This window comes from Neobacillus drentensis (genome assembly GCF_036962125.1).
In the GTDB taxonomy this organism is placed as follows: Bacteria; Bacillota; Bacilli; order Bacillales; family Cytobacillaceae; genus Neobacillus; species Neobacillus drentensis_B.
Map to the genome: position 1 here is coordinate 50,813 of NZ_JBALOA010000005.1, position 16,516 is coordinate 67,328.

13 protein-coding genes and 1 pseudogene are annotated in these 16,516 nt (G+C 41.1%); 13 read left to right on the forward strand and 1 reads right to left on the reverse strand.

The window, feature by feature from the left end:
* Window positions 1–21 precede the first annotated feature (21 nt).
* The 8 genes and pseudogenes from V7121_RS04860 (at window position 22) to pyrE (ending at window position 9,536) form a co-directional block, all read left to right on the forward strand.
* A complete protein-coding gene (locus tag V7121_RS04860) occupies window positions 22–966 on the forward strand; it encodes an aspartate carbamoyltransferase catalytic subunit (RefSeq protein ID WP_335499469.1) in 945 nt (314 codons plus the stop codon).
* Window positions 926–2,212: a dihydroorotase gene (locus V7121_RS04865; RefSeq protein ID WP_335545892.1), complete on the forward strand. Its 1,287-nt coding sequence runs from the start codon at window positions 926–928 to the stop codon at window positions 2,210–2,212. Before V7121_RS04860 ends, V7121_RS04865 begins: the two co-directional genes overlap by 41 nt.
* Window positions 2,209–3,326 (forward strand): annotated as a pseudogene (locus V7121_RS04870) (carbamoyl phosphate synthase small subunit). Before V7121_RS04865 ends, V7121_RS04870 begins: the two are co-directional and overlap by 4 nt.
* Window positions 3,293–6,499: a carbamoyl-phosphate synthase large subunit gene (carB, locus tag V7121_RS04875; protein ID WP_335545895.1), complete on the forward strand. Its 3,207-nt coding sequence runs from the start codon at window positions 3,293–3,295 to the stop codon at window positions 6,497–6,499. Before V7121_RS04870 ends, carB begins: the two are co-directional and overlap by 34 nt.
* Window positions 6,496–7,269 carry a dihydroorotate dehydrogenase electron transfer subunit gene (locus V7121_RS04880; protein WP_335499460.1) on the forward strand — a complete coding sequence of 258 codons (774 nt, stop codon included), beginning with the start codon at window positions 6,496–6,498 and terminating at the stop codon, window positions 7,267–7,269. The genes carB and V7121_RS04880 overlap by 4 nt, the downstream gene beginning before the upstream one ends.
* Window positions 7,266–8,207, forward strand: coding sequence for a dihydroorotate dehydrogenase (locus V7121_RS04885; protein ID WP_335545897.1), 942 nt, complete (start codon window positions 7,266–7,268; stop codon window positions 8,205–8,207). The genes V7121_RS04880 and V7121_RS04885 overlap by 4 nt, the downstream gene beginning before the upstream one ends.
* Window positions 8,179–8,895, forward strand: coding sequence for an orotidine-5'-phosphate decarboxylase (gene pyrF / locus V7121_RS04890; RefSeq protein WP_335499456.1), 717 nt, complete (start codon window positions 8,179–8,181; stop codon window positions 8,893–8,895). Before V7121_RS04885 ends, pyrF begins: the two co-directional genes overlap by 29 nt.
* Entirely contained in the window at window positions 8,892–9,536 is a 645-nt protein-coding gene (gene pyrE / locus V7121_RS04895) for an orotate phosphoribosyltransferase (RefSeq protein ID WP_335499454.1), read from the forward strand. Before pyrF ends, pyrE begins: the two co-directional genes overlap by 4 nt.
* A gap of 207 nt (window positions 9,537–9,743) precedes the next feature.
* On the opposite strand, the gene V7121_RS04900 is transcribed toward pyrE, so the two are convergent.
* Window positions 9,744–11,459 (reverse strand): Rqc2 family fibronectin-binding protein, encoded by a 1,716-nt coding sequence (locus V7121_RS04900; RefSeq protein ID WP_335545899.1) that lies wholly within the window; start codon window positions 11,457–11,459, stop codon window positions 9,744–9,746.
* 183 nt (window positions 11,460–11,642) lie between these two features.
* Between V7121_RS04900 and V7121_RS04905 the strand changes: the two genes are divergently transcribed.
* The 5 genes from V7121_RS04905 (at window position 11,643) to rpoZ (ending at window position 16,459) form a co-directional block, all read left to right on the forward strand.
* Window positions 11,643–14,321: a calcium-translocating P-type ATPase, SERCA-type gene (locus tag V7121_RS04905; RefSeq protein WP_335545901.1), complete on the forward strand. Its 2,679-nt coding sequence runs from the start codon at window positions 11,643–11,645 to the stop codon at window positions 14,319–14,321.
* A gap of 92 nt (window positions 14,322–14,413) precedes the next feature.
* On the forward strand, window positions 14,414–15,289 hold the full coding sequence (locus V7121_RS04910) for a YicC/YloC family endoribonuclease (protein WP_335499447.1): 876 nt from the start codon (window positions 14,414–14,416) through the stop codon (window positions 15,287–15,289).
* A 60-nt stretch (window positions 15,290–15,349) separates the two neighbouring features.
* A complete protein-coding gene (remA, locus tag V7121_RS04915) occupies window positions 15,350–15,613 on the forward strand; it encodes an extracellular matrix/biofilm regulator RemA (protein ID WP_335499445.1) in 264 nt (87 codons plus the stop codon).
* 11 nt (window positions 15,614–15,624) lie between these two features.
* Window positions 15,625–16,239 carry a guanylate kinase gene (gene gmk, locus V7121_RS04920; protein WP_335499443.1) on the forward strand — a complete coding sequence of 205 codons (615 nt, stop codon included), beginning with the start codon at window positions 15,625–15,627 and terminating at the stop codon, window positions 16,237–16,239.
* Between the two features lies 1 nt (window position 16,240).
* On the forward strand, window positions 16,241–16,459 hold the full coding sequence (gene rpoZ / locus V7121_RS04925) for a DNA-directed RNA polymerase subunit omega (RefSeq protein ID WP_335499440.1): 219 nt from the start codon (window positions 16,241–16,243) through the stop codon (window positions 16,457–16,459).
* Window positions 16,460–16,516 lie beyond the last annotated feature (57 nt).

Sequence of the window (16,516 nt, forward strand, 5' to 3'; positions counted from 1 at the left end):
AGAGAGGCGGGAAAGAGACTGATGTTAAATCACTTACTAACCACAAATGAATTAAAGGTAGAGGAGATTAACCAAATCTTAGCAGATGCCCAGAGTTTTAAAAACGGAATGAAATGGCAACCGGAAGGGCAAATGTTTACTGCCAATCTATTTTTCGAACCAAGCACACGAACAAAAAGCAGTTTTGAAGTTGCTGAAAGAAGATTAGGCTTAGAAGTGATCCCCTTTGAAGTGCTTACTTCCAGCGTCCAAAAAGGGGAAACACTTTACGATACAGTTAAAACATTAGAATCAATTGGTGTAAGAACCATTGTTATCCGTCACGAACAAGAGCGTTATTTTGATGAATTAATAGGTAAGGTAAATATTCCAATCATTAATGGCGGAGATGGGTGCGGCCATCATCCAACACAATCACTCCTTGATTTAATGACGATCAGGGAAGAGTTTGGTAAATTTACAGACTTAAAGATTGCTATTATTGGCGATATCCGCCATAGCAGGGTGGCGCGTTCAAATGCGGATGTCTTAACCAGACTAGGAGCAGAAATCATTTTTTCAGGGCCGAAAGAATGGTTTGATACTCGCAGTACAGATATAACCAGGTATAGGCCTATCGATGAGGCGGTACAGGTAGCTGATGTTGTCATGCTGCTGCGCGTTCAACATGAACGTCACCAACAGAAAAGCAGTTTTACTGCTAATGAGTACCATCAACAATTTGGTCTCACCTTAGAAAGAGAAAAAATGATGAAAACTGGAAGTATTATCATGCATCCTGCACCTGTTAACCGAAATGTGGAAATAGCTGATAGTCTTGTAGAGTGCAAGAAATCAAGAATTTTTAAGCAAATGGAAAACGGTGTGTTTGTCCGAATGGCAGCCATAAAGAGATCAATTCAAAGCTTTGAAGGAGGAAAACAATATGAAAATACTTATTCAGAACGCATCTTACATAGCATTTGATGGGGAAACGAACCAAGCGGATATATTAATAGAAAATGGAGTGATTACAAAAATCGCACCTCAAATAGATGGCATGGTCGATCGTAAAGTTGATGCACAAAGGAAATTAGTTTCACCAGGCTTTATCGATTTGCATGTCCATCTGCGTGAGCCTGGCGGGGAAAAAAAGGAAACCATTGCAACCGGTACACTTGCCGCAGCTAGAGGAGGGTTTACCACTCTTGCAGCAATGCCAAATACAAGACCGGTACCTGACACCAAGGAACAAATGGATTGGCTCCAAAACAGAATACAGGAAACGGCGAAGGTAAGAGTTTTACCATATGCATCCATTACAACTCGACAACTGGGTCAAGAGTTAACGGACTTTGCGGCGCTTAAAGAGGCAGGGGCGTTTGCCTTAACTGATGATGGTGTCGGTGTCCAGTCGGCCGAGCGGATGCTTGCGGCGATGCGTAAGGCAGCAGCCAATAATATGGCTATCGTTGCCCATTGTGAAGAAAATACCTTAATAAATAAAGGCTGTGTACACGAGGGTTCATTTTCGAAGAAGCATGAACTAAATGGGATTCCTTCGATTTGTGAGTCAGTCCAAATTGCCAGAGATGTTCTCTTAGCTGAAGCAACAGGCTGTCATTATCATGTCTGCCATATTAGTACAAAGGAATCAGTCAGGGTAGTAAGGGATGCAAAACGAGCGGGTATTAATGTCACTGCAGAAGTAACGCCCCATCACTTATTATTAACTCAAGATGATATTCCGGGACTTGATGCAAATTACAAGATGAATCCGCCGCTTCGTGATGCTCTTGACAGGGAGGCATTAATCGCTGGTCTACTTGATGGAACAATTGATTTTATTGCAACTGACCATGCTCCTCATACGGCTGAAGAAAAAAGTGAAGGAATGGTTCTTGCACCATTTGGAATTGTGGGACTAGAGACCGCATTCCCACTTTTATACACCCATTTTGTTTTAAAAGGAATTATCTCACTCGATCAATTAATCAGTTATTTAACAATAAAGCCAGCGGAAGCATTTGGACTGCCTCTTGGGAAAATAGAAGTTGGTGCACCTGGAGATCTCGTCCTCATAAATTTGGATGAGGAACGTGTCATTAACCCAGAAGAATTTTTGTCGAAGGGTAAAAATACTCCATTTGGCGGCTGGAAATGTATGGGATGGCCTGAGATGACGATTGTAAACGGCCAAATAGCTTGGGAAAGAGGAAGTGTATTAGCATGAAAAAACAGCTTATTTTAGAAGATGGTACGGTCTTTATTGGGAAAGGATTTGGCAGCGATAACGAAACAATCGGTGAAGTGGTCTTTAACACCGGTATGACAGGTTACCAAGAAATTCTATCCGACCCATCCTATTGTGGGCAAATTGTCACGCTAACCTATCCTCTTATCGGCAACTACGGGATTAATCGGGATGACTTTGAATCAATTAATCCAGCGGTAAAGGGCTTCATTGTTAAAGAAGCAACGGACTTCCCCTCTAATTGGCGTAGTGAATATACATTAGATGAATATTTTGAAATGAAAAAAATTCCTGGAATCGCTGGAATCGATACAAGAAAATTGACAAGAATTATCCGCCAGTATGGAACCTTAAAAGGAGCCATCTGCAGTATTGAAAAAAACCCGAACGAAATAGTAAGCCAGTTACAAAAAAGTAATCTTCCCATTAATCAAGTGAAACAAGTATCGACTAGAAATCCTTATCCGAGCCCAGGGCGTGGGAAAAGAGTAGTCCTTGTTGATTTTGGAATGAAACATGGGATCTTACGAGAATTAAATCAACGCGATTGTGATGTCATTGTTGTTCCCTATCACACAACTGCAGATGAAATTCTCCAGTTAAGTCCAGATGGAATTATGCTTTCTAATGGTCCTGGGAACCCGAAGGATGTTCCTGAAGCGATTGATATGTTAAAAGGTGTACTTGGCAGAGTGCCATTGTTTGGGATTTGTCTCGGCCATCAGCTGTTTGCCCTTGCATGTGGAGCAAATACAGAGAAAATGAAGTTTGGCCACCGCGGTTCCAATCACCCGGTCAAAGACCTTTCGACAGGAAAAATTGCGATTACTTCCCAAAATCATGGCTATACAGTGGAAGCAGCTTCTATAAAAAATACTAGGTTAGCCATTACTCATATAGCGATAAATGATGACACGGTTGAAGGACTAAAACATCTAGATTATCCGGCTTTTACTGTTCAGTACCATCCTGAGGCGTCACCGGGACCGGAAGATGCGAATGGATTATTTAATCAGTTTTTAGCCATGATGGATGAGAACAAACAGGAGGTTACAGCAAATGCCTAAACGTACAGATATCAACTCCATATTAGTAATCGGGTCAGGACCCATCGTGATTGGTCAGGCGGCTGAATTTGATTATGCCGGAACCCAGGCATGCATGGCTCTAAAAGAAGAAGGCTATCGTGTGATACTAGTGAATTCTAACCCTGCAACGATTATGACTGATACAGAAATTGCCGATGCCGTTTATATAGAACCACTAACAGTTGAATTTGTCAGTCGAATTATTCGTAAAGAACACCCTGATGCACTGTTAGCTACACTTGGGGGGCAAACAGGACTTAATCTTGCTGTTGAGTTATCAGAATCAGGGGTCTTGTCAGAGTGTGAGGTTGAAATTCTAGGAACAAAACTTTCAGCGATTAAACAAGCGGAAGACCGAGACCTATTCCGAAGCTTAATGAAAGAGTTAAATGAACCGGTACCTGATAGTGTAATCATTCATAAATTAGCTGAAGCTACGGCCTTTGTGGAACAATTTGGTTTTCCGGTAATTGTTCGTCCAGCCTATACCTTAGGTGGGACAGGCGGCGGTATTTGTCATAACCAGGAGGAATTATCGGAAATTGTTACAAGTGGTTTAAAGCACAGTCCTGTAAGTCAATGTCTACTCGAAAAAAGTATAGCCGGTTTCAAAGAGATTGAGTATGAAGTGATGCGCGATGGAAATGACAATGCTATAGTCGTTTGTAACATGGAAAACATTGATCCGGTCGGGGTACATACTGGAGACTCGATTGTAGTGGCACCGAGCCAGACATTAAGTGACCGCGAATATCAACTTTTAAGAAATGTATCACTAAAAATCATCCGCGCCCTTGGAATTGAAGGTGGCTGTAACGTTCAGCTTGCCTTAGACCCAAACAGCTTTAATTATTATATTATCGAAGTAAATCCACGCGTTAGCCGTTCTTCGGCATTGGCGTCAAAAGCCACTGGTTATCCAATAGCCAAACTAGCAGCAAAAATTGCTGTGGGATTAACCTTGGATGAAATGTTGAATCCCGTAACGGGGAAAACGTACGCAAGCTTTGAACCAGCGCTCGATTACATCGTTACTAAAATCCCGAGATGGCCATTTGATAAATTTGAATCTGGTAATCGTTCATTAGGAACGCAAATGAAAGCAACGGGAGAAATTATGGCAATCGGCCGTACTTTTGAAGAGTCCTTATTGAAGGCAATTCGATCACTTGAGACCGGTGTTTATCATTTTGAATTAAACGGGGCAGACGATATCGATGATGATTTACTTGAGAAGCGGATTCGAAAAGCAGGCGATGAGCGACTCTTTTACATCGCAGAAGGGTTAAAACGTGGATTAACCATTGAAACCTTGCATGAGTGGAGTAAAATCGATTTATTTTACTTAAGGAAAATGGAAGGAATTATTGGACTAGAGGGAAAAGTTGCTGCCACTCCATTTGAAAAAGAAATTCTGATTGAGGCAAAGCAAAAAGGTTTTACTGATAAAAAAATAGCTGAGCTTTGGAATCGTTCAGAACAAGAAGTCTGTAGGTTGCGTAAGAATTTAGGAATTATCCCTGTTTACAAAATGGTTGATACATGTGCCGCAGAATTTGAATCGGAAACACCCTATTACTATGGGACGTATGAAGAGGAAAACGAGTCCATCGTGACTGACAAGAAAAGTGTGATTGTTCTTGGGTCTGGTCCTATCCGGATTGGTCAAGGGATTGAGTTTGACTATGCGACCGTTCATTCTGTAAAAGCCATAAAGGAAGCAGGCTACGAAGCCATCATCATTAACAATAACCCTGAAACAGTTTCCACTGATTTCAGTATTTCCGATAAGCTGTATTTCGAACCTCTGACAAGCGAGGATGTCATGAATATCATTGAGTTAGAAAATCCGCTCGGAGTTGTCGTTCAATTCGGCGGACAAACCGCCATTAACCTTGCCGCCAACCTTGCTGAAAATGGCGTGAAAATTCTCGGCACAAGCTTAGAGGATTTAGATCGTGCAGAAAATAGAGATAAATTTGAACATGCCCTCCACCTGCTGAATATTCCGCAGCCGTTAGGAAAAACAGCTTTATCCGTGCAAGAAGCGGTGGGGATTGCCAACGAAATCGGGTATCCAGTTTTAGTCCGCCCTTCGTATGTACTTGGCGGAAGGGCAATGGAAATTGTCTATCATGAAGAAGAACTGCTTCACTACATGAAAAATGCTGTAAAAATTAATCCAGACCATCCTGTTCTGATTGACCGATATTTAACAGGTAAAGAAATCGAAGTAGATGCAATCTGTGATGGTGAAAATGTACTCATCCCTGGGATTATGGAACATATTGAACGAGCAGGAGTTCATTCAGGTGACTCAATTGCCGTATATCCGCCACAAACACTTTCTGAAACTGTAAAACAAACTCTTGTTGAATATACCGAGAAATTAGCCAAAGGCTTAAACATTGTTGGCTTGTTAAATATTCAATATGTGTTGGCAGGAGAGCAAGTATACGTGCTTGAAGTGAATCCACGTGCAAGCCGAACCGTGCCATTTTTAAGTAAAATAACTAATGTTCCTATGGCGAAAATAGCCACTAAAGCAATCCTTGGTATATCGATTGTCGAGCAGGGGTATATTCCAGGACTTGTAACGGAAAAAGAAGGAGTATTCGTCAAGGTTCCTGTTTTCTCCTTTGCCAAGCTGAAAAGTGTAGATATCACGCTTGGACCTGAAATGAAATCAACAGGTGAGGTTATGGGGAAGGATATCACACTCGAAAAAGCATTGTATAAGGGATTGGTTGCTTCTGGAATGACGATCCAAAAGTTCGGTACCGTTTTGTTTACCGTAGCTGATAAAGATAAGCAAGAAGCCTTAAAGCTCGCGAAGCGATTTTCCGCTAACGGCTATCGTTTAATGGCAACGAGTGGTACAGCCACTGTCCTAGAAGCTGCTGGACTACGAGTGAAAGTCGTCAGCAAGATTGGTTCAGACGGAAAGACGCTGTTGGATGTTATTCAACACGGTGAGGCGCAATTCATTATTAATACACTGACAAAAGGAAAACAGCCTGAACGGGATGGATTTAGAATTCGCCGCGAAGCCGTAGAAAATGGTGTTCCATGCTTAACATCCTTAGATACAGCTGACGCGATCCTTAAAGTCATTGAATCAATGAATTTTTCGGCTGAAGCGATGGACCAAGTGAAAAAGGAGGCTGTTTTTGCATGATTAGTAAAGAGTTATGCAAAATTCTAAGCCAAAAAGAGATTGCTTCAGATATCTATGAGCTGACCATTGAAGGAGAATTGGTTTCTCAAATAACGGAGCCAGGTCAATTTGTCCATATTAAAGTAACCAATGGTTTAGATCCACTGTTACGCAGGCCTATTAGTATATCCTCGTACGACAAGGAACAAAAAATGTTAACCATGATTTACCGCAAGGAAGGGAAAGGAACTTCCTTGCTTGCAGAATTAAGAGCAGGAATGTTTGTTGATATCCTTGGTCCACTAGGTAATGGTTTTCCTGTTGAAGAAGTCAGCAAAGGAGATACTGCCTTACTTGTCGGCGGTGGAATTGGTGTTCCCCCACTATATGAATTATCAAATCAGTTAGTCGCAAAAGGAGTTAAAGTCATCCATGTGCTTGGCTTCCAAACCGCATCAGCTGTCTTTTACGAAGAAGAGTTTTTGAAAAATGGGGAAACTTATGTAGCGACTGTGGATGGCTCCTTTGGTAGAAAGGGCTTTGTGACAGATGTAATGAAAGAATTGCAGTTTGATTGTATCTATACATGCGGACCAACTCCGATGTTAAGAGCAATTGAGCAGAATTATCAAGATAAAAAAGTATTCTTATCACTAGAAGAGCGGATGGGCTGCGGCATTGGTGCCTGCTTTGCTTGTGTATGTAAAAAGAAGGATGATCCGACAGGCGCTTCTTATAAAAAAGTCTGTAGTGATGGTCCTGTATTCCAGGCAGGGGAGGTATTGATATGAGTCGCTTAAACATCGAATTACCAGGCTTACACTTAAAAAACCCAATCATGCCTGCTTCTGGCTGCTTTGGGTTCGGCAGAGAATACAGTCAGTTCTATGATCTGAGTGTACTCGGGGCGATAATGATTAAAGCTACAACCGTCGAACCAAGATTCGGAAATGCAACACCTCGTGTCGCCGAAACATCTGCAGGCATGCTAAATGCAATTGGCCTGCAAAATCCTGGATTAGAAAAGGTTCTTGGCGCAGAGCTTCCTTTTTTATCTCAGTACGATGTACCAATTATTGCAAATGTTGCTGGCTCGCTTGAAGAGGATTACGTGGAGGTAGCCCGTCAAATTTCAAAGGCTTCCAATGTTCATGCACTTGAACTGAATATCTCCTGCCCTAATGTAAAAACCGGCGGGATTGCTTTTGGAACTATTCCGGAAATAGCGAAACAATTAACCCGTAAGGTTAAAGCGGTATCAGAGGTACCTGTATATGTGAAGCTATCGCCCAATGTCACAAACATTGTTGAAATGGCAAAGGCTGTTGAAGATGGTGGCGCGGATGGGTTGACCATGATAAATACCCTTATTGGAATGAGACTTGATATAAAAACAGGCAAACCAATCCTAGCGAATCGAACAGGCGGATTATCCGGCCCGGCAATAAAGCCAGTAGCAATTCGAATGATTCACGAAGTAAGCCAGGCTGTTGGGATTCCAATTATCGGTATGGGCGGCGTTGAGACAGCTAGTGATGTCATTGAGTATTTTTATGCGGGCGCAAGTGCAGTCGCAGTCGGTACCGCTAATTTCGTAGACCCATTTGTATGTCCTACGATTATTCAGGAACTGCCTGAACTACTTGAAAAATTAGGATTTGTACACATCAGTGAATGTACAGGAAGGAGCTGGAAGGAACATGGACAACTCGCTTATCATCGCGCTTGATTTTGCTAATAGCCGCGAAGTAAATCGTTTTTTGGAGCCGTTTGAAGGCAGAGAGCTATTTGTAAAGGTTGGTATGGAGTTGTTTTACCAAGAAGGGCCATCAATCATTCATCAATTAAAAGAACAAGGTCATCGTATTTTCCTAGATTTAAAGCTTCATGATATTCCGAATACCGTAAAAAGTGCGATGAAGGGTCTTGCCCGCTTGGAATGTGACTTAGTTAATGTCCATGCTGCTGGGGGAAAAGAAATGATGAATGCAGCACTTGAAGGGCTCGAAGCAGGGACTGCCAACGGACGGAAACGCCCTGAATGTATTGCCGTTACACAGTTGACAAGCACTTCAGAAGAGCAAATGAATAAAGAACAGCTCATTCCTGTTTCCTTGGAAGAATCCGTTTTGCATTATGCTCAGCTTACAAAGGAAGCTGGTTTAGACGGTGTTGTCTGCTCTGCCTGGGAAGCTGCTTTTATTAGGGAAAAAGCTGGGGCATCGTTTTTGACCGTATGCCCAGGTATTCGCATGGAGTCTGATCAGGTTGGAGATCAAAAGAGAGTGGCAACACCGGAATATGCAAGAAATTCGGGGGTTAGTTCAATTGTGGTAGGGCGTTCGATTACTCGGTCAGTTGACCAAGTCAAAAGCTTTGAAAAATGGATGGAAGCATGGAAGGGGATAAAACTATGAAACATGTAATTGCTGAAAGACTATTAGAAATGAATGCGGTAGCCTTAAAGCCACAGGACCCATTTACATGGACTTCTGGACTGAGGTCCCCCATTTATTGTGATAATCGATTAACTCTCTCCTTCCCTGCAGTAAGAAGAGAAATTGCCTCAGGTTTGCAAAAACTTATTCTTGAACATTTTTCAGAGGCAGAAGTGATTGCGGGAACAGCAACAGCCGGAATCCCACACGCCGCCTGGGTGAGCGAACTGATGGATTTACCCATGTGCTATGTTCGTTCCAAAGCAAAGGGACATGGGAAAGGGAATCAGATTGAGGGGACAGTTAAAGAGGGGCAGAAAGTAGTGGTAGTGGAAGATTTAATTTCAACGGGTGGAAGTGTGATTACAGCTGTTCAAGCTTTAAGAGAAGCTGGCTGTGAGGTGCTTGGAGTGGTATCCATTTTTACATATGGACTCCAAAAGGGCAAAGAAGCATTCGAACAGGCTGACATTACGAGTCTGTCACTGACAAACTTTCCTACATTAGTAGAGGTAGCGATTGAAAAGGGCTATATCATGAGAGATGATCAAGAGAGTTTAATAGCATGGAGTCAGGCACCCTCTGAATGGAGTAAACAATTTGATGGGGTTACTCTTTAATATCATAAAGAAATCGTTGGCCTGTCAATTTGGCGATTCGCCCATTAACTTGTGGAATTCGCCCATTAAACAAGAGAATTCGCCCATAGAAGTTCAAAATTCGCCCATTGAAATGAAAAAATCTGGTCGAATCCACTAATTTTATTGTAACTTCACTAGTAATACTACAGAAAAAGGATGTCCAAAGCTCTAGGACATCCTCTTTTTCTAATTTTTCTTCAATTTAAGAACCAATTCTTCATCCGGGGTGATATATACAGTTTGTTGATTATCATAAATCACAAATCCAGGCTTGGCACCGCTAGGTTTTTTAACAAATCGGACTTTGGTAAAGTCGACAGGAACAGAACTTGAATTGCGTGCCTTACTGAAATAAGAGGCTAAAACGGCCGCTTCACGAATCGTTTCATCAGATGGTTCTTTGCTGCGAATCACCACGTGTGAGCCGGGAATGTCCTTAGTATGAAGCCAAATCTCATCCCTTGCCGCCAACTTATTTGTTAAATAGTCATTCTGTTTATTATTTTTGCCAACGATAATCTCCGTACCATCGCTAGAAATAAAATGATCTAAAACAGGCTTTATGTTTTGTGTCTTCTTCAATTTCTTTTTTTGCCGTTCCCGAATATAGCCGCCTTCTACTAGTTCTTCCCGAATCTCTTGAATATCCTTAGGGGAAGCGGCCTGAACTTGCTGCAATAAATTATCAAAATAGGTGACTTCAACTTGTGCTTTTTCAATTTGTTCAACAACAATCTCAAGAGCATTTTTTGCCTTTTGGTATTTAGAAAAATACTTTTGGGCGTTTTCAGAAGGTGTTTTCCGCGGGTCAAGCGGAATGATAATCATCCCTCCGGATTCATCATAATAATTAAGAACTTCAATTTCACGCATCCCTTTACTAGCCGCATATAGATTAGCCGTTAACAGTTCGCCATAGCGTTGAAATTGTTCAGCTCGTTCCGCTTCTTTTAAGGTAGCTCTCAGCTTATCAATTTTCTTTTCATTCTTTTCTTTTTCATTATGAATAAATCGTTCAATATCATTTCCTTGCTGTTTGACCCGGTCTCGTTCAGCTTTTCCAAAATAAAAACGATCAAGCATTTCACTTAAAGTGGGATATGTTTTTATTTCTCCTTTTAGATGCTCAAGTGGAAATAAGTAATATGCGTCCTTACCGCCTGCCGAAATAATGGAAGGGAGTATATCTCCTCCTGTTTCAACTTTTTTAACCATACTTATAAACGTTCCCGGGACAGTAGCACGGTTGGCAAGACCGCTTTGGAAGATCACTTCCTTGGCGAAAAGTGGAGAAATCCCGGCAAATTGTTCAACCAATTGACGGTCAATTTTACCTGCATTAAAATCAATGTTTCTTAAAAGGTCCTCTTCATATAAATGAAATGGATTTTTTTTATGCTGGGCAGGTGGAAAAACATATGGCTGGCCAGGCAAAATTGCCCTGTGGCTGTTCACCGCAAACGAGACATGCTTAATGCTGTCGAGGATAATATTCCGCGATTTATCAACGAGCACGATATTGCTATGTCTGCCCATAATTTCAATTATTAATTGTTTATAGCTAATATCTCCAATCTCATTCCTGCCTTTAATTTCTAGGACGATCATGCGTTCCGTTTCTACTTGATATAAATCCTCTAAAATATATCCTTCCACATGTTTCCTGAGAAGCATACAAAACATTGGCGGTTCACTTGGATTATCATAAGCTTCGTTAGTGAACTGAACCCGTGCATAGCTTGGGTGAGCAGATAATAGCAGCTTTTGATTGACACCATTCGCACGAATGGTTAGAATTACTTCATTTTTATAGGGCTGATGAACCTTATTAATCCGTCCGCCCTTTAACGAACGGACCAGCTCATCGACCATTGCTTTTGTAAATAAACCATCAAATGACATGGAAAACATCCTTTACTACATTCATATGAATTCATTATAGCTTACTAAAAAAAGACTGTCTTATTTTTAACCTATTATCTAATTTTTCTTTCACCATATCATAGCATTTTTTGGGACGACCCTGAATAAGCTTTCTTTAGAGCATGTACTTATGGTATTTAAAGGGGGAAGTGAGATGGTCGGATGAAATTCCATGAAATGAAGATAGATCAAGTAGAAAAGGCCTTAGAAACCGACTTTTCTTCGGGATTATCGCAGGAAGAAGTAAAAAAGCGGATCAAGCTCTACGGTCTTAATGAATTGGAAGAAGGAGAAAAGCAATCAGCTTTACTCTTATTTTTTAGTCAATTTAAAGATTTTATGGTGCTAGTTCTACTTGCCGCTACACTAATATCTGGTTTACTTGGCGAATACATTGATGCCATTGCGATTATCGCCATCGTCATCATCAATGGCTTTCTAGGATTCTTTCAAGAAAGAAGGGCAGAGAAATCACTGCAGGCGTTAAAGGAATTATCAGCCCCGCAAGTTTCCGTGCTTCGGGATGGACAGTGGGTCAAAATTCCTTCGAAGGATATTGTCATAGGTGATATTTTGAAGTTTGCAAGCGGGGACCGAATCGGTGCCGATGTCCGCGTGATTGAGTCAAAAAGTTTAGAAATTGAGGAATCGGCACTTACTGGTGAATCAGTTCCTGTTTCCAAACATATTGAGCCCCTCAATAACCCTAACCCAGGAATTGGTGATATGGAGAATATTGCCTTTATGGGGACGATGATTACAAGGGGAAGCGGAATTGGCGTTGTCATTGGAACAGGCATGAAAACAGCCATGGGACAAATCGCTGACCTACTCCAAAATGCTGAGGCGCAAGATACACCATTACAACGCCGTTTAGAGCAATTAGGAAAAATCTTAATAACTGTAGCCTTGTTATTAACCGTCCTTGTTGTTGTGGTAGGTGTGTTAAGAGGCCACGATATCTATGAGATGTTTTTAGCAGGAGTTTCCCTCGCCGTTGCTGCTATTCCAGAAGGCTTACCGGCAATTGTAACTGTGGCATTATCACTTGGTGTCCAAAAGATGATTAAGAAAAATGCGATAGTAAGGAAACTCCCTGCGGTTGAAACACTTGGCTGTGCCTCGGTCATTTGTTCGGATAAAACCGGAACAATGACACAGAACAAAATGACGGTTACTCATTTATGGAGCGGGGGGCAAACGTGGACAGTAGACGGTGTTGGCTATCGACCGCAAGGCAACTTTTATAGAAATGAACGAAATATAAATCCTAAAGATGAAAAAGCCTTACAGCAAATGCTTATTTTTGGGATGTTATGTAATCATTCAGATTTAGTCGTCAAGGATGATGATTATTTACTTGATGGTGATCCTACTGAAGGGGCCCTGTTAGTAAGTGCAATGAAGGCGGGTTTTGATCGTACTAAATTATTAGATGAATTTACGATTATCGATGAATTCCCATTTGATTCAACACGAAAAATGATGAGTGTCCATGTTAAAGACAAGCAGGACCGGCATTTTATTGTCACAAAAGGGGCACCAGACGTACTATTAGGTATTAGTGAATCTGTCCTTTGGGACGAGAGAACACAATTTCTAAATAAAGAGACACTTGTCAGGGTTCAGGAGGCAGTAAACGGACTTGCTGCACAGGCGCTCCGGACAATTGCAATTGCTTTTAAACCAATTCAGGCTAACACCGTGATATTAAGTGAACATGAAGCAGAGAAAAATTTAACACTTATTGGTATCCAAGGAATGATAGATCCACCAAGACCAGAAGTGAAACAAGCGGTCAAAGAATGTAAGGAAGCAGGAATTAAAACCGTTATGATTACCGGTGACCATGTGATAACGGCAAAAGCGATTGCCACACAACTTGGAATCATAACCAATAAAAGTAAGGTTATTGACGGGAATACCTTATCTGAAATGTCTGTCGAAGAATTGGAAGAAGTCGTTAATGATGTTTCCGTTTTTGCAAGGGTTTCACCAGAGCATAAATTGAAGATTGTCAAGGCATTACAAAATCGTGGACATATTGTGGCGATGACAGGTGATGGTGTAAACGATGCTCCAGCTATTAAGGCGGCTGACATTGGTGTTGCAATGGGAATTACCGGTACAGATGTGGCTAAGGAAGCTTCGGCGCTTGTCTTGTTGGATGATAACTTTGCGACCATTAAGGCGGCTATCGTTGAAGGTAGAAATATATATGAAAATATTCGAAAGTTCGTCCGATACCTACTTGCTTCCAATGTGGGGGAAATTTTGGTAATGCTATTTGCAATGATTTTAGCGCTCCCACTCCCGCTCATTCCTATCCAGATTCTTTGGGTGAATTTGGTTACTGATGGTCTGCCTGCAATGGCACTTGGACTCGACCGGCCGGAAGAAAACGTGATGAAACGGAAGCCGCGCAGTCCAGATGAAGGTGTTTTTTCGCGCGGGTTGGGATGGAAGGTCGTATCGCGTGGATTCCTGATAGGTATTGTAACCTTGCTTTCTTTCATGATTGTTTACCATAACGATCCTGCACGTTTGCCATATGCACAAACTGTAGCTTTTGCTACACTCGTGATGGCACAACTCATTCACGTCTTTGATTGTCGAAGTGAAAAATCAGTTCTCTCCAGAAACCCTTTTGGCAATCCATATCTTGTTTGGGCGGTTATCTCTTCCCTTGTATTAATGCTAGTTGTTATTTACTACCAACCTCTGCAGCCTGTTTTCCATACTCTCCCGATTGCTGCAAAGGATTGGTTATTGATTGTTGGGTTATCATCGATTCCAACTTTTTTACTAGCCGGTTCATTTTTGTTAAGAAAAACAAAATAAAGTGTGTTATAATCCAAAAGGTAATAGAATCACTCTATTACCTTTTGTCTTTTTTGGCCGATCAATTTTTCAGGAGATTGGATGTGCACAAAATGGTTATTAGTATGACGGGATTTGGAAGAGCCAAAACAGAATCTGATTCTTTCTCTGTTAATGTGGAAGTAAAAACTGTAAACCACCGTTTTTGTGAAATGAATATCCGCATGCCTAGACAGCTTTTAAAAATAGAAGATAGAATGAAAAAGAAACTTAGTCAGTATATTCGCCGTGGCAGAGTTGAGGTTTATGTCAGCTTAGAGGGTGAGGGTGTCGTTACCCGTAAGGTCCATATTGATTGGAAACTTCTTGATGAGTATTACGAAACGATTAAGCAGGTACGTGATAACTATGAGGTCGATGGAACAATAACACTTCAGGATTTGCTTAGCAGAAGTGAACTCTTACATATTGAAGAAAGCGAAATTGGAAATGATGAACTGGAGAAACTCGTTCTTGCCGCAACCGAGGAAGCAGCCATTGTATTAAAACAAATGCGCTCTGCAGAAGGAGAAGAATTGAAAAAAGATCTGCTTGCGATCATTTCCCAATTAGAAAAAGCTGTTCTTGAACTTCAGAAATTTGCACCCCATGTGGCTCAATCCTATAAGGAGCGCCTCACGAAAAGGATGGAAGAATTCATTAATGGTCAATTGGATGAAACGAGGATATTAACGGAAGTGGCCGTCTTTGCTGATAAGGCAGATATAAATGAGGAAGTTACCCGTTTAAAAAGTCATATTCAACAATTCTTACAGACCCTTACTAGTGTGGAACCAATTGGAAGGAAATTAGATTTTATCGTCCAGGAAATGAACAGAGAAGCGAATACGATTGGTTCCAAAGCTAATGATTCGAACATTGCGAAACAGGTTGTCGATATTAAAAGTCTGCTAGAGAAGCTTAAGGAACAGGTTCAAAATATCGAGTAATTGTTGTTTAGAAATGGTTTGAGACGGTCAAAATATATTATTAATGATTGGATGAATACCATGTCGATTAAATTAATTAATATTGGATTTGGAAATATTGTTTCTGCCAATCGAATTATTTCAATTGTCAGCCCTGAATCTGCTCCAATAAAAAGAATTATTCAAGATGCTCGAGACCGGGGGGCATTAATTGATGCCACATACGGTAGACGGACACGAGCGGTGATTGTTATGGATAGTGACCATGTTATTCTATCGGCCGTACAACCTGAAACAGTTGCACACCGTTTAGATGATCGTGATGAAATAATTGATGAAGGGTAGGATTTTTGAAAATGCAGGAAAAAGGATTGTTAATTGTACTTTCCGGTCCATCCGGGGTTGGAAAAGGAACGGTTCGGAAAGAAATTTTTTCCCATCCGGATACAGCTTTTGAGTACTCCATTTCGATGACAACCCGTTCCCCTCGAGAAGGGGAGATTGATGGAGTAGATTACTTTTTTAAGTCAAGGGAAGAATTTGAACGGTTAATTACACAGGGGAAGTTGTTAGAGTATGCTGAATTTGTTGGCAATTATTACGGAACCCCAGTCGACTATGTTCGAGAAACCTTAGATGCTGGAAAAGATGTCTTTTTAGAAATCGAAGTAAAAGGTGCCCGTCAGGTTCGTGAAAAGTTTCCTGAAGGCTTATTTATTTTCCTCATGCCGCCAAGTTTGTCTGAATTAAAAAATCGGATAGTAACAAGAGGAACAGAAACAGATGACATTATCCACAATAGAATGTTATCTGCGCGGGAAGAAATTGAAATGATGGAATTATATGATTATGTTGTTGAAAATGATCAAGTAGAACGAGCTTGTGAACGTGTGAAAGCCATTGTTACTGCGGAGCATTGCCGCAGAGAACGAGTAGAACATCGCTATAAAAAATTGCTGGAGGTTGAATAATATGCTATACCCTTCTATTGATTCGTTGCTTGAAAAAATTGATTCTAAATACTCACTTGTGTCCGTTGCTGCAAAGCGCGCACGTGTTATGTCCCAAGTGAAGGATGAAAGACTCCCAAAATACGTTTCCCACAAGCATGTTGGTAAAGCACTTGAGGAAATTTATAGCGGTGAATTAACCTACCGTATTTCTAAGAAAGCAGAAACATCTGCTGAGTAGTAAATAATACTTATATCGAAAGAATTGATGAGGAAGGCGTGACAAAAGAGGTGAAAC